This window comes from Stenotrophomonas rhizophila, from assembly GCF_003651185.1.
In the GTDB taxonomy this organism is placed as follows: Bacteria; Pseudomonadota; Gammaproteobacteria; order Xanthomonadales; family Xanthomonadaceae; genus Stenotrophomonas; species Stenotrophomonas maltophilia_Z.
The window spans coordinates 211,370-230,757 of the sequence record NZ_RCDC01000007.1 but is presented as its reverse complement, the minus strand read 5'-3'; the positions used below and the strand labels follow the sequence as shown (position 1 = coordinate 230,757).

Genomic DNA, 19,388 nt, shown 5'->3' with positions numbered 1-19,388 from the left:
ACCAGGGTGGATGACGTATCCCGCGTCGCCCCAGGGTAGAGCAGATCAGGCGATCCCGATGCCCGGAATCGCGGTGATCTGGTCCGGATCAAAGCCGGCCAGTTCGGCGAAGTGGCGGCCACGGGCGACGTAGTCGCGGTACACGCCGTAGCTCGGCGCACCCGGCGACAACAGCACCACCCCGCCCTGCCCGCCGAGCGCGGACTGCGCCAGCCGCATGGCCTCGGGCAGATCGGCGGCGGCATGCAGACCGAAACGGCCTGCACCGGCCAGCGGCTGCAGCAGCGCGTGGATGCGCGGGCCGTTGGCGCCCATCGTGACGATCTCCACCGGCGGCACGTCGTGCGCCATGTGCGCGACGAAGTCGTGCCAGTCCAGGCCACGATCATGCCCGCCCACCAGCAGCGCGATGCGGCGATCGGCGAAGCACTCCAGCGCCGCCAGACTTGCGTGCGGCGTGGTGCTGATCGAATCGTTGACGAAGGTGATCCCCTCGCGCGTACCGATGGTCTGCAGGCGGTTGGGGAGCGGGCGGAAGTCCTGCACCGCCGGGGCCAGTGCCACCGCGTCCAGGCCCAGCGCCTCGATCGCCGCCAGCACCGCGCACAGGTTGCCGCGGTTGTGTCGGCCGGGCAGCGGCGTGTGTGAGGTGTCGAACACGGCCTGCTCGCCGCGATGCACGACATCGCCGCGCATGTGCCAGCCCAACGGCTGGTTGAACCAGATGACCTCGCTCTCCGGCAACGACAACCCCGCCAGGTGCGGGTCGGCCGCGTTGAGCACCGCGCTCCGCGGCGCGGCCCCGGTGACCAGCTGCAGCTTGTCGTCGATGTAGCGTGCTTCGCTGCCGTGCCAATCCAGGTGCTCGGGGAACAGGTTCAGCACGATGGCGACCTGCGGGTGCGCGCCACTGCGCGCGACCTCGCCGGTCTGGTAGCTGGACAGTTCCACTGCCCAGTACTGCGGCACCGGCTGCGGGGCCAGCACTTCCAGCAGCGGCAGGCCGATGTTGCCGATCAGCCCGGTGCGCGCGCCCGAAGCACGCAGCAGATGTGCCAGCAGCGCGGTGGTGGTGCTCTTGCCCTTGGTACCGGTCACGCACACGGTGTCGTGCACGATGCCGTCGGCAGCGGCGTGCTCGGCGAACCACAGCGAGGTACCGCCGATGAACTGCGTGCCCTGCGCGGTGGCGTGCAGGGCTGCCTCGCCATACGGGCTGATACCCGGCGATTTGATCACCACCTCGAAGGCGGCCAGCGCCAGGCCGGTGACATCCGAACGAACCGTCAGCGCCCCCTGGGTTTCCTCACGCGCACCGGCGGCCTCGGCCTCCGGGCAGAACAACGTCAGCGGCAGCGACGGCAACCGCTGCTGCAGGACGCGGAACGCGGCGCGCCCCTCACGTCCCCAGCCCCACAACGCAACGCGCTTGCCTTCAAGCTGCGAAATTCGCACGCAGACGCTCCCAGATCGCCGGCGGAATGCGGTGCTGGCCTTCCAGTGCCAGCAGCGGTTCGATCTGCAGTTCAGTGGCATCCAGCTGCGGGCGGATCTCGTGGACGAAGCGCTTCACCAGCGCGTCTTCATTCCATTCCGGGCGCGCGGCCAGGGTCGCCATCGCAGCGCGCGATTCGCGGCCTTCGCCCACGCACTCGAACGGCTTGTGGTCCTGGAACTCCAGCAGCGCATCAAAGCCCGGGGCCTGCTCGATATCGTCGAGCAGGTTGCGGCCGAAGATGCCGACCAGGCGCATCTTGGGCATGAACGGGGCCAGCGCCAGGAACACGAAGTGGCACTTCGGGCAGACGCCGCACCAGCGGTTCACCGGTCGCTCGCCCAGGATGTGGAAATTGCGGTTGCAGCTGGAGAAATGCGCGTCGTAGACATCGCTCTTGGCGAACTGACGCGCCACCGCCAGCTCCGAGAGCGGGCGCAGCAGCGAGTAATAGTGCAGGTCCGCGGCGACGTGGCGTTCCAGATGCTCACCGAAGGCCTGTTCGAACGCCCAGCCCTTCGACCACTGGTGATTGACCTCGCCGGTGCCCGGAATCTGGCTGCCATAGCTGGCCGAGCGCTCGTTGGAGAACACCACCTGGTCCACGCCCTGCAGCACTGCGGCCAGCACCAGGATCGCCGAGTTCACCGCGGTGACCGGGATATGGCCGTTCCAGGCGCCCTGGCGGTTGAGCTCGAACAGCTCCGGGGCCAGCGTGCGGCCGATGTTGAGGATCGGCAGGCCGGTGCGCTCGGCGCAGGCACGGATCAGCTGCGAACCGCCAATCCACGTGACCGTTTCGGCGATACCCAGGCTGCGCAGCGCTTCAATGCTGACCAGCGAATCCTTGCCGCCGCCGATGGCGACCAGCGCGTGTTCGCGCAGGCCCAGCGCCGGTGCGGCGAAGGCGTCGCCCTCGACCGGCAGGCGGAAGCGGCCACGCAGGTTCAGGCCATTGCGGTAGGCGAATTCGCCCAGGCCGTTGAGGTACACCGTCTCGACCAGCGCCGCGGTGGCCGCGTCAATGGTGTAGCTGTCGATGCGCACCTGCTCGGGCACGCCGGCCTTGTAGTAGCTCACCCCGGCCATCAGGTGCAGCAGGCGCAGGGCGCGCTGCACCGCCTCGGCGCGGTCACCGTCGAGCACGAACGGCGCGCCCGGGATGGTCACCGTCTCGATCAGCTCCGGGCCGTCATCGAAGGCATAGACCAGCTGCGCCACACCGGTGTCCGCGGCGAAGTCGCAGCGGACGAAGCGGAAAACGGCAACCTGGTGTTTATCAAAAGCAGTCATGGTGTATCCGGTTTGGAAGGCGACAGGCAGCGGTCAAGGGCCATCATCGATGACGTCCTCGCGCGGCAGCTCGCGCTGGTTGTAGGTGTTGGCCATGACGTAGCCATACGCGCCGGCATCGGCGATCAGCATCACATCGTCCGGCGCGGTCGAGGCCGGCAGGCGGCGGCGCTTGCCGAACACATCGCTGGATTCGCAGATCGGGCCGACCACATCGAACATCGCTTCGGAGTAGCCACTCAGGCGGCTGAGGTTCTCGATGTCATGCCAGGCGTCGTATAGGGCCGGACGCATCAGCGTGTTCATGCCCGCATCCAGACCGACGCGGCGGATGCCATCCTTCTCCACCACCTGGGTGGCCCGCGCCAGCAGCACGCCGGACTCGGCCACCAGGTAGCGACCCGGCTCGATCGCCAAGCGGAATGCCGGGTGCACGGCCTTCACTTCGGCCAGGCCGATCGCCCAGGCCTCCAGATCGAACGGCTCGTCGTCGGCGCTGTACGGGATCGGCAGGCCACCGCCGATATCGATGGTCTCGATGCTGCCGATGCGGCGGGCGAACCCGGCCAGTTCATCGCACATCAGGCGCCAGTGCTGCGCGGTTTCCACGCCGCTGCCCAGGTGCGCATGCAGGCCGACCACGCGGGTGCCCAGCTCGCCGGCAATGCGGACAAATTCACCCACGCGGGCGATCGGCAGGCCGAACTTGGAGTCCTTGCCGCCGGTGCGGACCTTGGCATGGTGGCCTTCGCCACGGCCCAGATCCACGCGCAGCCACAGCTCGCGGTTGCTGAACAGTTCCGGCCAGCGCTGCAGCGCTTCCACGTTGTCCAGGGTAACGGTCACGCCCAGCGCGAACGCGGCATCGTACTCAGCATGCGGCGCGAAGCTGGGGGTGAACAGCACGCGCTTGGGCGACAGCGTCGGCAGGGTGTTGAACACATGCTTGAGCTCGCCGTGCGACACGCACTCCAGGCCGAAGCCTTCCTGCTCCAGCACTTCCAGGATAGCCGGGTGCGAGTTGGCCTTGATCGCGTAGTAACGCTGGTCGATCGCCTTGATCGCGTTCAGCGCGCGCGCACGCGCCCGCACCGTTGGCAGGTTGTAGACGTAGCGCGGCGTCCCGGCCTGGGCGAGCGTCAGCAGGTGCTCGCGCTGGCCCCGCCACCAGGCGGTTTCGCGCGGGCGGATGGTGCCGGCGATTTCGCGCCAGCGCGGGCCGAACACTTCGCCCTCTTCCACCGGCATCGCGCCGCTGTCGATCAGTTCGGCGTGCAGGATCGGCAGCAGGCCGTCCGCATCCGCCTCGTCGATGACGAAGGTCAGGTTCAAGTCATTGGACGACTGCGAAATCATGTGCACGCGTTCGCGGCCGAAGGTGGCCCACACGTCCGAGAGCTTGTGCAGCATCGAGCGCATGCCGCGGCCGACCAGGGTGATCGCCGCGCACGGCACGATGATCTTGACCTTGCAGATCTGCGACAGGTCGGCCGACAGCGCGGCCAGCACATCGGTGCTGACCAGGTTTTCGGACGGGTCCAGCGAGACGGTCACGTTGGTTTCGGCCGAACCGATCAGGTCCACGGAGAGGCCGTGCTTCTTGAACAGCCCGAACACGTCGGCCAGGAAGCCGACCTGCTGCCACATGCCGATGCCTTCCATCGAGACCAGCACGATGCCGTTGCGGCGGCTGATCGCCTTCACACCCGGCACCGCCGCGGCATTGCCATCGATGCTGGTGCCCGGCAGCTCGGGGCGCTCGGTATCCAGGATCGCCATCGGCACGCCGGCATCGCGGCACGGCTTGATCGAACGCGGGTGCAGCACCTTGGCGCCGGTCGTCGCGATTTCCTGCGCTTCGTAATAGTCCAGGCGGGTCAGCAGGCGCGCGTCGGGCACGTCCTTCGGGTTGGCGCTGAACATGCCCGGCACATCGGTCCAGATCTCCACGCGGCTGGCGCCGAGCAGCGCACCGAAGTACGCCGCCGAGGTATCCGAACCGCCGCGACCGAGGATGGCGGTGCCCCCATCGGCATGGCGGGAGATGAAGCCCTGGGTGATCAGCATGCGGGTCGGCTGGGCGCGGAAACGCGCGGCCCAATCGGCCTCGGCACGCCACTGGCAGTTTACCGACAGCCGCTGCGACCACTCGCTCTGGCTGGGCTGCGGCGGCAGTGCATCGAGCCACTCACGGGCATCCATCCAGCCGAAATCCAGGCCACTGGCGCGCAGATAGGCCGCACCGACGGTCGAGGACAGCAGTTCGCCCTGGCCCAGCACCTCGGCCTGCCACTCCAGCGGCCGAGCGGCGGCACGCGGATCGTCCAGCAGCCCGGCCAGCGCGTCCAGACGCACGTCCAGCGCGGTGGCGTCCAGCGCCAGCTCGGTCAGGAATTCGCGGTGGCGCGCGACCAGCGCGGCGACACGGTCGCGGCTGTCGGCGGCGCCATCGGCGATCGCGGTGAGTTCGTTGGTCACCCCGGACAGCGCCGATACCACCACCAGCACGCGCGAGCCCGTTTCTTCCGCCCGTTTTTTCGCCAGTTTGCCGATGGTGTCCCAGCGGTGACGACGCGACACGGAGGTGCCGCCGAACTTCAGTACGATCCAGCGATCGACAAGGGGGGAAGCTGACATGGAGGTGGAGGTTTGGGTAGTGAGGGGGATCGCCCGGCACGCCGGGCCGAACCCCCGATTCTATGCCAAGCCTGCCCGTTGCAGGGGCCGGGCCCGCAATGCGGCCCCGGTTGGTAAGCTGCCCGCCCGTTTTTCCTTGAGCGCCCCGCCATGACCTCCCGTCGTTTCCTGCAGCTGGATGTGTTCTCGCCCTACCCCGGCGCCGGCAACCCGCTGGCCGTCGTGCTCGATGCACAGGGCCTGGACGAGACGGCGATGCAGGCCATCGCCCGCTGGACCCGCCTGCCGGAGACCACCTTCGTGTTCCCGCCTACCGCCCCGGGCGCGAGCTACGGCATCCGGATGTTCAGCCCGCAGAAGGAAGTTCCGTTCGCCGGCCACCCCAGCGTGGGCACCGCGCATGCCGTGCTGGAGCTGGGCGTGGCCGCACCGGTCGAGGGCGTGCTGGTCCAGGACGGCATCGCCGGTGCCCTGCCGCTGCGGGTGGATGGCAGCGGTGACGCCCGCACCATCGCGATCCGTACCCCGCGCGCCGCGGTGGCCGAAGTGACCACTGCCGCCGACCCGCGCCTGCAGGCCGCGCTGGCGGGCTGGCCGCTGGGCAATCTGCCGCCGGCGCGCATGGCCGGTGGCCGCAGCTGGTGGGTGGTGGAACTCGCTGACGAGGCCGCCCTGCGCGCGCTCACCCCCGATTGGGATGCCGTGGCCACCTTGGCCGAGGCCACCGACAGCATGGGGGTATTCGCCTATGCACGCAGCCAGGGCCAGGCGTGGGATCTGGCGGTGCGTGCGTTCGTCGGCAATGGCCGTCGCTTTGAAGATGCCGCCTCCGGTGCGGCCAATGCGGTACTGGCCGCGTGGCTGGACAGCCGCGATGCGCTGCCCGGCACCGCGCACGGCTACGTCGTCAGCCAGGGCCGTGAAGTGGGCCACGATGCGCGCCTGACCCTGCGCATCGATGACCATGGCGATGTCTGGTCCGGCGGCCAGGTGCAGACCGTCATCCGCGGCACGCTGGACTGGTGATCCCGGCGGCGGCGCGTCAACGCGTCGTGTCGTACACCGGTGCGCCATCGACCCAGGTCGAACGCACCTGCAGGTCGGCCAGGTCGGCCGGGGCGATGCTGAGCGGATCGCGATCAAGCACGACGAAATCCGCGTGCAGGCCGGGCTGCAACCGGCCGACCTGGGCCTCGTCATGGCCTGCCCACGCGGCATCGGCGGTGAACCCGCGCAGCGCTTCGGCCGCGGTCAGGCGCTGATCGGGCTGCCAGCCGCCCGGCGGTTGGCCCGCACGGTCCTGGCGGGTGACCGCGGCATACAGGCCCAGGCGCGGATCCACCTGTTCCACCGGGAAGTCCGAACCAAGCGCGAGCCGGGCACCGGAGCCCAGCATCCGCCGCCACGCATAGGCCCCGAGGATGCGCTCGGGACCGACCCGATCCTGCGCCCAGCCCATGTCCGAGGTGGCGTGGGCAGGTTGCATCGAGGCGATCACGCCGAGCTGGGCAAAGCGCGGAATGTCCTCCAGCGCCACCACCTGCGCATGCTCGATCCGCCAGCGATGATCGCTGCTGCGACGCTCGCCCAGCACCCTGGCGTAGGTGTCCAGCGCGATCCGGTTGCCTCGATCGCCGATCGCATGGGTGGCGACCTGGACATGACAGGTATCGGCTTTGCGCACCGCCGTTTCAAACTCGGCCGGCGAGGTCACCAGCAAGCCGCGGTTGTGCGGGTCGTCGCTGTAGTCGGCCAGCAGCGCGGCGCCGCGGCTGCCCAGCGCGCCATCCATGAACAGCTTGACCCCGCGCATTTCAAGGCGGCCACCGGGATGCTGGTACGCGCCCTGTGCACACAGATCAGCCAGCGCATCGCCATTACCATCGGCATACGCATCGATACGCAGCGGCAGCGTGCCGGCATCGGCGAAGCGGCGCATCAGAGCCAGATCGGCGCGCGATACGCCCATGTCGTGCACACCGGTCAGGCCTTGGCTGACCGCTCTATCCAGTGCGCGGGTCAGCATCTGCTCGCGGGCTGCGTCGCTGGGCGTTGGGATCGCCGCCTGCACCAGGGTCATGGCTTCATCGACGAACACCCCGCTCGGCTGCCCCTTCGCATCGCGCACGATGCGACCACCGGCCGGCTGCCAGCTGCCCTTCAGCGCGCGTTGGCCGGGCTGCCGTGCGACCGCGCGCAATGCCGCGCTGTTGCCCCAGCCCGCGTGACCATCGATGCGACCCAACCAGACCGGTCGGTCCGGGAACGCCGTGTCGAGATCGGCCACGGTCGGGAACTGCTTGTCCGGCCACCGGTTCTGGTCCCAGCCGCTGCCCAGCAGCCAGCCCTCGGGGTTGTCGGCCGCAAAGCGCTGCAGGCGCGCCACGATGTCCTGGGTACTGGTCGCACCGGTGAGATCGGCCTGCATCAGCGTGCCGCCCAGGAACATCAGGTGTGCATGCGCATCGATCAGCCCCGGGATCACGGTGGCCTCGCCGACGTCGGTCAGCGCCGCCAGTGGATACAGCGTCAACAGTGCCTGCCGATCACCAACGGCGAGCACGCGCCCGGTGTCGGTATCCCACGCCAGCGCAGTGGCGGCGGGCGCGTCGGGATCCCCGGTATGGATGGTCGCGGCGGTCAGCAGGCGCACATCGGCCTGCGCGGTGCCGGCCAGCAGGCAGGCCATCAGGGTGGCAAGAGCGGTCGGACGCATGCGGATACCCCACAACAGGAAAGCGGCGACTATGCGGCCGCCGCTTTCCCATCACAATCTGCTGTGCACCAATCGCTGGCGCGGATCAGCCGGCCAGCTCGGCCTCAAGGCTGATCGGTACCGCACTGAGCGCCTTGGAGACCGGGCAGTTCTGCTTGGCGTCATCGGCGATGGCACGGAACTGGGTGGCCCCGATGTTCGGCACCACGGCCTTCACCTTCAACGTGATCTGCGACAGCTGCGGGCCACCTTCCATCGAGAGGTCCACCTTGGCTTCGGTATCCAGCGAGGTGGGCACGAAACCGGCCTCGGTCAGCTTGGCCGACAGCGCCATCGTGAAGCAGCCGGCATGTGCAGCGGCGATCAGCTCTTCCGGGTTGGTGCCCTTCTCATCGCCGAAGCGGCTGCTGAAGGCATAGCGTGTTTTGTCCATCAAGCCGCTCTGGGGCGTGCTCAATTGTCCCTTGCCTGTCTTGAGGTCACCTTCCCAATGCGCGGTGGCGTGGCGTGAAATACCCATCGTGAGATCTCCTGCGGCGTGAATGACCACACCAGCCTAGACCGTGCCGCGTTAGTGCCATGTCTGGCTGCCGTCAGCGGCATGGCAGGTGGCGCTCGCAGCTGAATCGGTCCTCAAGATCGATGCTGTTTTCAAGTGGTTTTCGTGCGACAGTCGGGGTGCGACGGTCCATGACCGATGGCACCCGCCGCGAGGGCGGACCCTGTTTTTTGGCTATGACCTGATGCACTGCGGTAACGAAGGGCGTGGAAATCACGAATTTTTATGCGTCTGCCTATTGGCGGCGCCCCATAGTTGCCCTACATTTCGCTTGCCGACGGGGTTCGGCGCGACCAAACAACCAACCGTTCACGGAACAGGAAACCATGGCAAAGACCGCTAAGAAGGCTGCCCCGAAGAAGGCAGTAAAGAAAGTCGCTACGAAGGCAGCCGCGAAGCCGGCCGCTCCCAAGCCGATCAAGGAAGTGCTGAGCAAGTCTGGTCTGGTTGCACACATCGTTGAAGCGTCCGGCGTTGTCGCCAAGGACGTGCGCGCCGTGCTCGCCTCGCTGGAAGGCGCCGTCGCCGCTTCGGTGCACAAGAAGGGCGCGGGCAGCTTCACCCTGCCGGGCCTGCTGAAGATCTCCACCGTCAGCGTGCCGGCCAAGCCGAAGCGCAAGGGCATCAACCCGTTCACCAAGGAAGAGCAGTGGTTTGCCGCCAAGCCGGCGTCGACCAAGCTGAAGGTGCGTCCGCTCAAGAAGCTCAAGGACGCCGCGCTCTAATCTGCGCGCTTCCTGCAGCACCTAAACGGGACGGCATAAGCCGTCCCGTTTTTTTTGGTCATCTCCAGGCGGCGGCCTGGGGACAGTTGCCGAGGGCGTGCCGGTCGCTGCGGGCTCGACGTGCCTAGCGAAACACAGCGTTTCCAAAGACGTTCGCGCCGCCTGCTTCCTGCGCAGATGCCTGCCCTGCCGTGATCCAGGGCATAGCAGAACCGACCGGAACGCACAGGGTGGAACACTGCGTGCGACCGCGCCTGTCGTCGCGGTACGCCTCGCGCCCTATGGTGGCCTTGTCCCCCACCGCGCAGGCAGCCATGGCCAGCTCTTCTTCCCAGCGTTACCGCATCACCGTCACCCCGATCGAAAAGGACGGCCTTCAGTGCAGCGGGCGCTGCACCATCGAGCTGGAGCACCGTGCGCAGCAGGATTGGATGCGCCTGCTGGAAATCGCGCGGCGCAACACCGGGCTCAGCGGTGACGAACGTGCCGCGGCCATCGTGGCCACCCAGCTGCTGCGCGACCTCGCCCAGCGCCACGCCGACGAACCCGGCCACCCGCTTACCGTGCTGCAACCGCAGCTGGACGAGGTGCTCGCCGCGTTGGAGTCGATCCAGGGCGCGCCCTGAGCCAAGCGCCGGGCGTGGCGCTACACTCGGCGCTCTCCGGGGAGAGTCCTGCATGCGCCGCGCCGTCCTGTTGCTTCCGCTGCTGTTCCTGCACGGCTGCTCCTGCCAGCAGCAGCCGCCCATGACCGAGTCACCTGCGGCGCCCGAAGGCGCAGCGGACGCCGATGACGTGCCGCCTCGGCACAGTGCACCGACGCCCCCGCCCACCGCCGCGGCACCGACCGCGCTCAGCGCAGTGGCCGCGGACGCACTGGATGAGCCTTCGCTGGTGCATCGCTACCTGAGTGCATTGGCGCAGGGCGACGTCGCGACCGCCGACGCGCAGTGGACCGGCGGCGGCCCGGGCGGCCACCCGGACGATGCCGCCCTTCGCGCACTGCCCGACTTCCGCGGGCTGCGCATCAAGACCGGCGCGCCCATCGCACGCGACACCGCCCAGCCCTCCCGGCTGCGCGAAGTGCCGGTCCAGATCCGGGTCAGCACCGACACACGCACACTGCGTTTCGAGGGCTGGTATCGGCTGCAACCCCGCGCGGATGGGAGCGGGTGGGAAATCCACGGCGCCTCGATCCAGCCGGTGCTGAACTGACTGCATCGCAGGGCGCGCCATCGCATCCTGACCGCGTACGTCAAAGCTGGATTCAGCCGCGCGCGCTATTGTTGGCATCTCATTCCCCACGGCCTGCCGCCATGAACGTTCGCCCGCTGTTGTCCCGCCTCGCCGCCTGCACCGTGCTGCTGGCCGCCGCCATCGGCGCGCAGGCCGCGCCCAGCGTATCCGGCCGCCAGCTGTCCGTCGGCGCTACCGATGTGCAGCAGTACCTCGACGGCAGCTTCCCGCGCACGCAGAACGCGCTGGGGGGCCTGATCGCAATGACGATGAGCCATCCGCAGCTGACCCTTCCGCAGGGCAGCCGGCTGGACCTGGGCTTCGATGTCGCCATGGCGACCGCCGGCGGCAACCCGGCGCCGCTGGGCAAAGTGAAGCTGAGCAGCGGCCTGCGCTACGACGCGCAGACACAGGGCTTCCACCTGCAGGAGCCGACGGTCGATGATTTCACCCCGGCCAACAACGGCGGCAAGCTGGATTCACGTACGCGCGGCCTGCTCAATGCCTGGCTCACCGATTACGCCCAGCGCGAACCGATCTACAAGATCGACCCGAGCGTGGCCGCGGTGCTCGGCACGCTGCAGGTGCAGTCGGCCCAAGTGGAGAACGGCAAGCTGGTGGTCACCTTCAACCAGGATCTCGGCGCGCTGGTGCCGGCCGGGTTGCTGAGCAAGTAACGCGATTGTGGGCACCGACCCTGGGTCGGTGCCCACACGATCAACCGGCCAATGCCTTGGCCACCGCATCGGCGAAGGCGGGAATATCCCCCGGCTTGCGGCTGGTGATCAGGCCACCATCCACCACCACTTCGGCATCGGTCCACTCGGCACCCGCATTGCCCAGATCGGTTTTCAGCGACGGCCACGAGGTGACCTTGCGGCCCTTGGCCAAGCCGGACTCGACCAGCAGCCACGGCCCGTGGCAGATCGCGGCGACCGGCTTGCCCGCCGCGCCGAAGGCCTTGATCAGCGCGACCGCGTCGGTGTCGATGCGCAGTTTGTCGGGATTGATCACGCCGCCGGGCAGTACCAGTGCGTCGTAATCGCCGGCCTTCGCGCCTTTCAGCGGTGCATCGACCGTGACGTCCTCGCCCCAGTCCTTGTCTTTCCAGCCGCGGATCGTGCGGGCGTCACCGGGGGCGATCACCTTGACCGAGGCGCCCCAGGATTCCAGCAGGCGCTTGGGTTCCTGCAGCTCGGACTGTTCGAAGCCATCGGTGGCGAGGATCGCGATGTGCTTGCCGTTGAGTGCGTGTGCCATGGAGCGGCTCCAGTAAGTAGGAGCGCTCAGTGTGGCCGCGGGCGCATTGGGCGGCGGTGACCACGATGTGCACATCGTGTCGGGACAGCCACCGGCCCATGGCCGGTGGCGACCGGAGGGATCAGCGCTTGGGCTGCAGCATCGTGCCGGTGCACTGCTTCGAACCGCAGCGGCACTCCCAGATCTTCTTCAGGCGCGCGGTGTGACGCTCGGCCAGGGTGATGCCGTAGTTGTAGGTCAATTCATCGCCCGGCTTGATGTCCTTGATCGCCTCGATGAATACCTTGTCCTCGCGGCGGTTGTCACCCTCGGCTTCCTCGATCACTGCTTCGCAGTTCGGATCGCAGCTGTGGTTGAGCCAGCGCGCGTCGTTGCCCTTGTAGTTAGCATCGATGACGTAGTCGTCGTTGAGGGTGAACAGGAAGGTATGACCGCTCTCCACATCCCCGGTGTCGTCGGCGTCCACGTCGGCGTGGCTGCGCAGCAAACCCTTGTACTGGATGACCCGCTCGCCCTTCTTGATCGGCGCCAGCGCGAACACGCCATTGCCATGGATGGTGGACTTGCGGGCCTGGATCTTCTTGGGCATCTGGCTGACCGTTGCGGTGGGAAGCCCCGATTCTCGCTTAATCTTTGTGATTGCCAAAGCGATGCGGTTCACTACGCGCCCAAGGCCGCCCTGCGGGCGCCTGAACGGGCGGGTTGGATGCCGCCGGAGAAAAGCGTACAATTTCAGTCCGCTTTATGGTTCTGCACCCCACATGCTCCGCGTCACCAAGCTCACCGATTACGCCACCGTCGTGCTGACCGTGCTCGCTGCCCGCCCGGGCGAGGTGCTCAGTGCCACTGAACTGGCCGAGTTCGCCCGTCTGGAACCGCCCACCGTCAGCAAGCTGCTCAAGCCGCTGGCCCAGGCCGGTCTGGTCGAAGGCCTGCGCGGCGTCCGCGGCGGCTACCGGCTGACCCGCGCGGCAGACCAGATCACGCTGTTCGAGATCGTGGAAGCCATGGAAGGGCCGCTGGGCCTGACCGAGTGCGCCCACGACCACAGCCAGTGCGGCCGCGAGCTGCAGTGTGGCGCGCGCAGCAGCTGGCGGATGATCAACGACGTGGTGTCCGAAGCGCTGCGCGCGGTCACCCTGGCGCAGATCCTGCCCCCTCTTCCCCTTGTTGACGCCCACCGCCGCGCGATCGCGGCGGATGTCGTCTCCTGATCAGGCAGCCCCCATGGCCACCGATACCCTCGATACCGTCGCCACCGGCGATACCCCCAACCGCGAGATCCATGAGCAGCTCGGCCGCAAGTACTCGGCAGGCTTCATCACGGACATCGAATCGGACTCGTTGCCGCCCGGCCTGGACGAGGACACCATCCGTGCCCTGTCCGCCAAGAAGGACGAGCCGGAGTGGATGACGCAGTGGCGCCTGGACGCCTACCGCCACTTCCTGACCATGCCGATGCCGGACTGGGCCAAGCTGCAGATCGCGCAGATCGACCTGCAGGCGTTGAGCTACTACTCCGCGCCAAAGGGCCCGAAGTACGCCTCGCTGGACGACGTGCCCAAGGAACTGCTGGACACCTACGACAAGCTCGGCGTGCCGCTGCATGAGCGCGCCAGGCTGGCCGGCGTCGCCGTGGATGCGGTGTTCGATTCGGTCTCGGTCGGCACCACCTTCCGCAAGGAACTGGCCGAGAAGGGCGTGATCTTCTGCTCCATGTCCGAAGCGATCAAGGAACACCCGGAACTGGTCAAGCAGTACCTGGGCACCGTGGTGCCGGTCGGCGACAACTACTTCGCCGCGCTCAACTCGGCGGTGTTCTCCGATGGCAGCTTCGTGTTCATCCCCAAGGGCGTGCGTTGCCCGATGGAACTGAGCACCTACTTCCGCATCAACGCCGGCCACACCGGCCAGTTCGAGCGCACGCTGATCATCTGCGAGGACAAGGCGTACGTGTCCTACCTGGAAGGCTGCACCGCGCCGATGCGCGATGAGAACCAGCTGCATGCCGCGGTGGTCGAGCTGGTCGCGCTGGACGATGCCGAGATCAAGTACTCCACGGTGCAGAACTGGTACCCGGGCGATGAGAACGGCGTGGGCGGCATCTACAACTTCGTCACCAAGCGTGCCGAATGCCGTGGTGCGCGCAGCAAGGTCACCTGGACCCAGGTCGAGACCGGCTCGGCGATCACCTGGAAATACCCGTCCTGCGTGCTGCTTGGCGATGATTCGGTCGGCGAGTTCCACTCGGTTGCGCTGACCCACCATCGTCAGCAGGCCGACACCGGCACCAAGATGATCCACATCGGCAAGCGCACCAAGAGCAAGATCGTCAGCAAGGGCATCAGCGCCGGCCATGGCCAGAACACCTATCGTGGCCTGGTGAAGATCGATCGCGGCGCCGAGGGCGCGCGCAATTACACCCAGTGCGATTCCCTGCTGATCGGCAAGAAGTCCGGCGCGCATACCTTCCCCTACATCGAGGTGAAGAACCCCAGCGCGACGGTCGAGCACGAAGCGACCACCTCCAAGATCTCCGACGACCAGCTGTTCTATTGCCGCGCCCGCGGCATCGATCAGGAAAATGCGGTGTCGATGATCGTCGACGGCTTCTGCAAGCAGGTCTTCCGCGAGCTGCCGATGGAGTTCGCCGTGGAAGCCAAGAAGCTGCTGGACGTCAGCCTGGAAGGCTCGGTCGGATGATCCGCATCCTGATCAGCCTGGGTCTGCTGCTGGGCGCGGTGGCGCCGGCGGCCGCGCAGGACGTGAAATGCGATCCGGGTGGCAACCAGCTCGAGCTCAATGCCTGCGCTGACGGCGAGTTCAAGCAGGCCGATGCCGAACTGAACGCGGTGTACCGCCAGATCGTGGCCAAGCTGGCCGGCGAGCCGGTCGCACTGGCAAAGATGAAAGCAGCGCAGCGCCTGTGGGTCCAGCTGCGCGACGCCGATCTGGACGCGCGCTACCCGGTGGGCGATGACGAGAACCCTCGCCTGCTGTACGGCTCGATGTACCCGATGCTGTATTCCGGCGCCAAGGCGGCCTTGACCACCGCGCGGGTCACTTACCTGCGCAACGAATTCCTCGAGCGCAGCGAATACGACCTCTGAGTCGCGCTGCCTCCAGTTCCCCTATCTGACAAGACGATTATCGACATGTTGAAGATCGACAACCTCCACGCACGCATCGGCGACAAAGACATCCTCAAGGGCCTCTCGCTGGACGTGAAGCCCGGCCAGGTGCACGCCATCATGGGCCCCAACGGCGCCGGCAAGTCCACCTTGGGCAACGTCCTGGCCGGCCGCGACGGCTATGAGGTGAGCGAAGGCAGCGTGCAGTTCGAAGGCCGTGATCTGCTCGAGCTGGCGCCGGAAGAACGCGCCGCCGCCGGCCTGTTCCTGGCCTTCCAGTACCCGGTGGAAATCCCGGGCGTGAACAACACCTACTTCCTGCGCGCCGCGCTCAACGCCCAGCGCAAGGCGCGCGGCGAGGAAGAACTGGACTCGATGCAGTTCCTCAAGCTGGTCCGCCAGAAGCTGGCCGTGCTGCACCTGAAGGACGAGCTGCTGCACCGCGGCGTCAACGAAGGCTTCTCCGGTGGCGAGAAGAAGCGCAACGAGATCTTCCAGCTGGCCGTGCTCGAGCCGAAGCTGGCGATCCTGGATGAAACCGACTCCGGCCTGGACATCGACGCGCTCAAGAGCGTGGCCGACGGCGTCAACGCGCTGCGTTCGCCGGACCGTTCCTTCATCGTGATCACCCATTACCAGCGCCTGCTCGATTACATCAAGCCGGACGTGGTGCATGTGCTGGCCGATGGCAAGATCGTGCAGAGCGGCGGCCCGGAACTGGCCCTGGAACTGGAAGCCCATGGCTACCACTTCCTGAAGGACCGCGTGGTGCCGGAGGCAGCGGTCTGATGAGCGCCCTGCTCGATTCCCTCGCCAGCGGCTTCTGCGGCAGCGATGCACGTCGCGCCGAGCTGGACGCCGCCCTGCAGGCCGGCCTGCCAGGCCCGCGCACCGAAGCCTGGAAATACACCTCCCTGCGCCAGCTGGAGCGTCGCAGCTTCCAGCCCGCCCCGCTCGCGCCGCCCGTGGTCGATGCCGCCCTGCTGGCCGACATCCCGTCGCCGCGTCTGGTGTTCGTCAATGGTCGCCCGTCCGGCGCGCTGAGCGATGTCGCCGCCGTGCCAGCCGGTGTGCAGCTGGCCACCCTGTCCTCGGCACTGGCCGCCGGCGATGAAGCCGCTCGCTTCCTCGGCCGCCGCTTCGAGCGCAGCGAGGAAGTGTTCGCCCGCCTCAACGCCGCGCTCGCCGATGAGGGCGTGCTGCTGCGCGTGGAAGCAGGCGTGCAGGTCGAGGCGCCGCTGCAGCTGGTATTCATCAGCGTGGCCGGCGATACCGACCTGTCCTGGCACCACCGCCACCTGATCGAGCTTCGTGCTGGCGCTGCGCTGGGCGTGGTCGAGCACCACCTGCATGTCGGTGATGCCGCGCACCTGGACAACACCCTGGTGCACGTCCATCTGGCGCAGGATGCGGTGCTCTCGCACGCCCGCGTGCAGGCCGATGCCACCCGCGCCACCTCGCTGCTGCGCACCGACGCCGTGCTGGCCCGTAACGCGCAGTACCGCCGCATCGATCTGGAGCTGGGCGCCGCGCTGAGCCGCCATGAGCTCAACGTCCGCCTGGAAGGCGACAACGCCCAGCTGACCGCCAACGGCGTGCTGCTTGGCAACGGCCGCCGCCATATCGATACCCGCCTGGGCATCGAGCACATCGCGCGTGATACCGCCTCGGAAATGGTCTGGCGAGGCGTGGCGGCCAACCGCAGCCGCGTGGTCTTCCACGGTGGCATCCACATCCGCGAAGGCGCCGATGGCACTGACGCCAACCTGTCCAACAAGAACCTGCTGCTCTCCGCCGATGCCGAGATCGATACCCAGCCCACGCTGGTGATCGATGCCGACGAAGTGAAGGCCGCCCACGGTGCCACGGTCGGTCAGCTCGATGCCAACGCGCTGTTCTACCTGCGCTCGCGTGGCCTGCCGGCCGATCGCGCGCAGCAGCTGCTGAGCGCGGCGTTCTGCCATGAACCGCTGAACGCGCTCGACGCACGCCTGACCGAGCAGCTCACCGCCCAGCTCGACCGTGCGCTGGCCTTGGCGGGCGTGGCATGAACCTGTCCACGCCGCGCCCGGTCGCCGATACCGGCGCCGCGCCCGATTGGGACCGCGTGCGCCTGGACTTCCCGCTGTTGATGCGTGAAGTGCACGGCAAGCCGCTGGTGTATTTCGACAACGCCAACACCGGGCAGAAGCCGGTGCAGGTGATCGGCGCGGTGGACGAGTTCTACCGCCGCTACAACGCCAACGTCAGCCGTGCGGTGCATGCGCTCGGCACCGAAGCGACCGATGCCTACGAAGGCGCACGCAACAAACTGGCGCGCTTCCTCAACGTGCGCGCCAGCGAGCTGGTGCTGTGCAGCGGCACCACCTTCGCGATCAACCTGGTCGCCTATTCGTGGGCACTGCCGCGGCTGAAGGCCGGCGATGTCATCCTGGTTTCGCGCATGGAACACCACGCCAACATCGTGCCGTGGCAGCTGGTCGCCCAGCGCACCGGCGCGACGATCCGCGTGGCCGAGATCACCCCGGAGGGCGCATTGGATCTGGATGCGCTGCGCGCGGCCATGACCCCCGAGGTCAAGCTGCTCGCGGTTGCCCACGTCTCCAACGTGCTGGGCACGGTCAACCCGGTCCGCGAGATCTGCCGCGAAGCCCGCAAGCGCGGCATCATCACCGTGGTGGACGGCTCGCAGGCGGTGCCGCACCGCAAGGTCGACATCCCCGCGATCGGCTGCGACTTCTATGCCATCACCGGCCACAAGATGTGCGGCCCGACCGGCACCGGCGCGCTGTGGGCCAGGCGCGAGCATCTCGATGCCATGCCGCCGTTCCTCGGCGGAGGCGAGATGATCAAGGAAGTCAGCTTCGAGGGCACCGTGTTCAACGATGCCCCGCACAAGTTCGAGGCCGGCACCCCGAACATCGCCGGCTTCATCGGCCTGGGCGTGGCGGTGGATTACCTCGAGTCATTGGGCCTGGAGCACGTGGAAGCCCGCGAAGGCGAGCTGTTGGCGCACTTCACCGAAGAGCTGAACAAGATCGACGGCCTGCGCATCTTCGGCACCACGCCGGACAAGGCGGCGGTGGTCTCCTTCCTGGTGGACGGCGCGCATTCGCACGATCTGGCCACCCTGCTCGACCTGGAAGGCGTCGCCGTCCGCTCGGGCCAGCATTGCGCGCACCCGCTGCTGCAGTACTACGGCGTCGCCGCGACCTGCCGCGCCTCGCTGGCGTTCTACAACACGCATGACGAAATCGAGCGCTTCATCGTGGCGCTGAACAAGGTGCGCAAGCTGCTGGGCTGAGCCCGCCCCGTCTGTGCCTCACCGGAACGCCGTGGCCTGCCACGGCGTTTTTCGTTCCCGGCTGCGGTCGTTTCCGTCCCGGCCCCGGCCAGCCTAAAATGGCCGCATGAGCACACTCACCTACCGCGCCGCCACGTTGGCCGACATCCCCGCCCTCGTCACCCTGGTCACCTCCGCCTATCGGGGCGATGCCAGCCGCGCCGGCTGGACCACCGAGGCCGACATCCTCGATGGCGCCCGCATCGACCCGCAGGGTCTTCAGGCAGACATCGAGCGCCCGCGCAGTACCATCCTGCTGGCCGAGCGCGGGAGCCAGCTGCTGGCCTGCGCCCATATCGCCGATGACCAGGGCAAAGGCTACTTCGGCATGTTCTCGGTGGACCCGACCCAGCAGGGCGGCGGCATCGGCAAGCAGGTGATGCTGGCCGCCGAAGCCCACGCCGCGCGCGAGTGGGGCGTGCCGGTCATGCAGATGACGGTGATCGACATCCGCGACGAGCTGATCGCCTTCTACGAACGCCGCGGCTACCAGCGCACCGGCATCAAAAAGCCCTTCCCGTATGGCGATGAACGCTTCGGCATCCCCAAGCGCGACGATCTGCGCTTCGAGATCCTGGAAAAGCCGCTGGCGGTGCCGGCGTGAGCGACACCTGGACCTTCGTCTGCGCCAGCGCCGAGCTGCTGCCCGGCGAGATGAAGAGCACTTTCGATGAGGTGACCGGCACGCCGATCGTGGTGTTCAACCTGGACGGCGAGCTGTACGCGCTGGAAGACCAGTGCACCCACGACGAGTTCGAGCTGTCCTCGGGCACCTTCGATACCACCGAGGCCAGCATCGAGTGCGTCCTGCACGGGGCCCGCTTCGACATCCGCGACGGGGCCGCGCTGTGCGCCCCGGCCTACTCGCCGGTCGCGAAGTTCCCGGTCAAGCGGGAACACGACGCCGTCTGGGCCCGCGACGACCGCGACTGACCCGGGCTGAACGCCGGCGTTTTGAAAACGCGAATTGTTCCTATTACCATAGGCATTGCG

The 19,388-nt window shown here is 67.6% G+C and carries 20 protein-coding genes; 13 read left to right on the top strand and 7 right to left on the bottom strand.

Annotation, left to right across the window (positions count from 1 at the left end):
* Window positions 1-45 precede the first annotated feature (45 nt).
* From murD to BCL79_RS17215, 3 genes are read right to left on the bottom strand one after another with little or no spacing between them, the layout of a single operon-like run.
* Complete coding sequence (murD, locus tag BCL79_RS17225; protein WP_121043236.1) at window positions 46-1,455, bottom strand: UDP-N-acetylmuramoyl-L-alanine--D-glutamate ligase; 1,410 nt, start codon at window positions 1,453-1,455, stop codon at window positions 46-48.
* The gene (murL, locus tag BCL79_RS17220; protein ID WP_121043234.1) at window positions 1,436-2,788 is read right to left on the bottom strand and encodes a UDP-N-acetyl-alpha-D-muramoyl-L-alanyl-L-glutamate epimerase; all 1,353 of its coding nucleotides are present in this window, start codon (window positions 2,786-2,788) and stop codon (window positions 1,436-1,438) included. The genes murD and murL overlap by 20 nt, the downstream gene beginning before the upstream one ends.
* A gap of 33 nt (window positions 2,789-2,821) precedes the next feature.
* A complete protein-coding gene (locus BCL79_RS17215) occupies window positions 2,822-5,425 on the bottom strand; it encodes a bifunctional aspartate kinase/diaminopimelate decarboxylase (protein ID WP_121043232.1) in 2,604 nt (867 codons plus the stop codon).
* Between the two features lie 150 nt (window positions 5,426-5,575).
* On the opposite strand from BCL79_RS17215, the gene BCL79_RS17210 reads away from it, so the two are divergent.
* On the top strand, window positions 5,576-6,451 hold the full coding sequence (locus BCL79_RS17210; RefSeq protein WP_121043230.1) for a PhzF family phenazine biosynthesis protein: 876 nt from the start codon (window positions 5,576-5,578) through the stop codon (window positions 6,449-6,451).
* A gap of 16 nt (window positions 6,452-6,467) precedes the next feature.
* Here the strand turns inward: BCL79_RS17210 and BCL79_RS17205 are convergent, their stop codons facing one another.
* Window positions 6,468-8,141 (bottom strand): amidohydrolase, encoded by a 1,674-nt coding sequence (locus tag BCL79_RS17205; RefSeq protein ID WP_259462204.1) that lies wholly within the window; start codon window positions 8,139-8,141, stop codon window positions 6,468-6,470.
* A gap of 85 nt (window positions 8,142-8,226) precedes the next feature.
* Complete coding sequence (locus tag BCL79_RS17200; protein WP_121043226.1) at window positions 8,227-8,661, bottom strand: OsmC family protein; 435 nt, start codon at window positions 8,659-8,661, stop codon at window positions 8,227-8,229.
* Between the two features lie 365 nt (window positions 8,662-9,026).
* Here BCL79_RS17200 and BCL79_RS17195 point away from each other — a divergent pair, with 365 nt between their 5' ends.
* The 4 genes from BCL79_RS17195 (at window position 9,027) to BCL79_RS17180 (ending at window position 11,338) form a co-directional block, all read left to right on the top strand.
* The gene (locus tag BCL79_RS17195) at window positions 9,027-9,425 is read left to right on the top strand and encodes an HU family DNA-binding protein (protein ID WP_019185677.1); all 399 of its coding nucleotides are present in this window, start codon (window positions 9,027-9,029) and stop codon (window positions 9,423-9,425) included.
* A 314-nt stretch (window positions 9,426-9,739) separates the two neighbouring features.
* Complete coding sequence (locus BCL79_RS17190) at window positions 9,740-10,051, top strand: DUF3861 domain-containing protein (RefSeq protein ID WP_259462203.1); 312 nt, start codon at window positions 9,740-9,742, stop codon at window positions 10,049-10,051.
* 52 nt (window positions 10,052-10,103) lie between these two features.
* Complete coding sequence (locus BCL79_RS17185) at window positions 10,104-10,640, top strand: hypothetical protein (protein ID WP_121043222.1); 537 nt, start codon at window positions 10,104-10,106, stop codon at window positions 10,638-10,640.
* Between the two features lie 101 nt (window positions 10,641-10,741).
* Entirely contained in the window at window positions 10,742-11,338 is a 597-nt protein-coding gene (locus BCL79_RS17180) for a DUF1439 domain-containing protein (RefSeq protein WP_088432783.1), read from the top strand.
* Window positions 11,339-11,378: 40 nt separating this feature from the next.
* On the opposite strand, the gene BCL79_RS17175 is transcribed toward BCL79_RS17180, so the two are convergent.
* Together BCL79_RS17175 and BCL79_RS17170 are read right to left on the bottom strand one after the other, a co-directional pair.
* A complete protein-coding gene (locus BCL79_RS17175) occupies window positions 11,379-11,921 on the bottom strand; it encodes a type 1 glutamine amidotransferase domain-containing protein (protein ID WP_121043220.1) in 543 nt (180 codons plus the stop codon).
* 121 nt (window positions 11,922-12,042) lie between these two features.
* Window positions 12,043-12,510, bottom strand: a complete 468-nt coding sequence (locus BCL79_RS17170) for an SET domain-containing protein (RefSeq protein WP_121043218.1) — start codon at window positions 12,508-12,510, stop codon at window positions 12,043-12,045.
* A 172-nt stretch (window positions 12,511-12,682) separates the two neighbouring features.
* Here BCL79_RS17170 and BCL79_RS17165 point away from each other — a divergent pair, with 172 nt between their 5' ends.
* The 8 genes from BCL79_RS17165 to BCL79_RS17130 all read left to right on the top strand — a co-directional run bounded on the left by BCL79_RS17165 (window position 12,683) and on the right by BCL79_RS17130 (window position 19,328).
* Window positions 12,683-13,135 (top strand): SUF system Fe-S cluster assembly regulator, encoded by a 453-nt coding sequence (locus BCL79_RS17165; protein WP_026070170.1) that lies wholly within the window; start codon window positions 12,683-12,685, stop codon window positions 13,133-13,135.
* 13 nt (window positions 13,136-13,148) lie between these two features.
* Complete coding sequence (gene sufB / locus BCL79_RS17160) at window positions 13,149-14,624, top strand: Fe-S cluster assembly protein SufB (protein ID WP_121043216.1); 1,476 nt, start codon at window positions 13,149-13,151, stop codon at window positions 14,622-14,624.
* Entirely contained in the window at window positions 14,621-15,031 is a 411-nt protein-coding gene (locus BCL79_RS17155; RefSeq protein WP_226956678.1) for a lysozyme inhibitor LprI family protein, read from the top strand. The genes sufB and BCL79_RS17155 overlap by 4 nt, the downstream gene beginning before the upstream one ends.
* Window positions 15,032-15,076: 45 nt before the next feature.
* On the top strand, window positions 15,077-15,841 hold the full coding sequence (sufC, locus tag BCL79_RS17150; protein WP_121043214.1) for a Fe-S cluster assembly ATPase SufC: 765 nt from the start codon (window positions 15,077-15,079) through the stop codon (window positions 15,839-15,841).
* On the top strand, window positions 15,841-17,103 hold the full coding sequence (gene sufD / locus BCL79_RS17145) for a Fe-S cluster assembly protein SufD (RefSeq protein ID WP_121043212.1): 1,263 nt from the start codon (window positions 15,841-15,843) through the stop codon (window positions 17,101-17,103). The genes sufC and sufD overlap by 1 nt, the downstream gene beginning before the upstream one ends.
* Entirely contained in the window at window positions 17,100-18,356 is a 1,257-nt protein-coding gene (locus BCL79_RS17140) for a cysteine desulfurase (protein WP_121043210.1), read from the top strand. The genes sufD and BCL79_RS17140 overlap by 4 nt, the downstream gene beginning before the upstream one ends.
* Before the next feature lie 106 nt (window positions 18,357-18,462).
* On the top strand, window positions 18,463-18,999 hold the full coding sequence (locus tag BCL79_RS17135) for a GNAT family N-acetyltransferase (protein ID WP_121043208.1): 537 nt from the start codon (window positions 18,463-18,465) through the stop codon (window positions 18,997-18,999).
* A complete protein-coding gene (locus BCL79_RS17130) occupies window positions 18,996-19,328 on the top strand; it encodes a non-heme iron oxygenase ferredoxin subunit (RefSeq protein ID WP_121043206.1) in 333 nt (110 codons plus the stop codon). Before BCL79_RS17135 ends, BCL79_RS17130 begins: the two co-directional genes overlap by 4 nt.
* The last annotated feature ends 60 nt before the right edge of the window (window positions 19,329-19,388 follow it).

Excerpts from the sequence above, each read along its gene's own strand:
- BCL79_RS17190 (WP_259462203.1), top strand. The coding sequence starts at position 9,740 with ATGGCCAGCTCTTCTTCCCAGCGTTACCGCATCACCGTCACCCCGATC.
- BCL79_RS17200 (WP_121043226.1), bottom strand. The coding sequence starts at position 8,661 with ATGGGTATTTCACGCCACGCCACCGCGCATTGGGAAGGTGACCTCAAG.
- BCL79_RS17215 (WP_121043232.1), bottom strand. The coding sequence starts at position 5,425 with ATGTCAGCTTCCCCCCTTGTCGATCGCTGGATCGTACTGAAGTTCGGC.
- BCL79_RS17140 (WP_121043210.1), top strand. The coding sequence starts at position 17,100 with ATGAACCTGTCCACGCCGCGCCCGGTCGCCGATACCGGCGCCGCGCCC.
- BCL79_RS17170 (WP_121043218.1), bottom strand. The coding sequence starts at position 12,510 with ATGCCCAAGAAGATCCAGGCCCGCAAGTCCACCATCCATGGCAATGGC.
- BCL79_RS17210 (WP_121043230.1), top strand. The coding sequence starts at position 5,576 with ATGACCTCCCGTCGTTTCCTGCAGCTGGATGTGTTCTCGCCCTACCCC.
- sufB (WP_121043216.1), top strand. The coding sequence starts at position 13,149 with ATGGCCACCGATACCCTCGATACCGTCGCCACCGGCGATACCCCCAAC.
- BCL79_RS17175 (WP_121043220.1), bottom strand. The coding sequence starts at position 11,921 with ATGGCACACGCACTCAACGGCAAGCACATCGCGATCCTCGCCACCGAT.
- BCL79_RS17155 (WP_226956678.1), top strand. The coding sequence starts at position 14,621 with ATGATCCGCATCCTGATCAGCCTGGGTCTGCTGCTGGGCGCGGTGGCG.
- BCL79_RS17185 (WP_121043222.1), top strand. The coding sequence starts at position 10,104 with ATGCGCCGCGCCGTCCTGTTGCTTCCGCTGCTGTTCCTGCACGGCTGC.
- BCL79_RS17165 (WP_026070170.1), top strand. The coding sequence starts at position 12,683 with ATGCTCCGCGTCACCAAGCTCACCGATTACGCCACCGTCGTGCTGACC.
- BCL79_RS17135 (WP_121043208.1), top strand. The coding sequence starts at position 18,463 with ATGAGCACACTCACCTACCGCGCCGCCACGTTGGCCGACATCCCCGCC.
- sufD (WP_121043212.1), top strand. The coding sequence starts at position 15,841 with ATGAGCGCCCTGCTCGATTCCCTCGCCAGCGGCTTCTGCGGCAGCGAT.
- murL (WP_121043234.1), bottom strand. The coding sequence starts at position 2,788 with ATGACTGCTTTTGATAAACACCAGGTTGCCGTTTTCCGCTTCGTCCGC.
- BCL79_RS17180 (WP_088432783.1), top strand. The coding sequence starts at position 10,742 with ATGAACGTTCGCCCGCTGTTGTCCCGCCTCGCCGCCTGCACCGTGCTG.
- BCL79_RS17195 (WP_019185677.1), top strand. The coding sequence starts at position 9,027 with ATGGCAAAGACCGCTAAGAAGGCTGCCCCGAAGAAGGCAGTAAAGAAA.
- sufC (WP_121043214.1), top strand. The coding sequence starts at position 15,077 with ATGTTGAAGATCGACAACCTCCACGCACGCATCGGCGACAAAGACATC.
- BCL79_RS17205 (WP_259462204.1), bottom strand. The coding sequence starts at position 8,141 with ATGCGTCCGACCGCTCTTGCCACCCTGATGGCCTGCCTGCTGGCCGGC.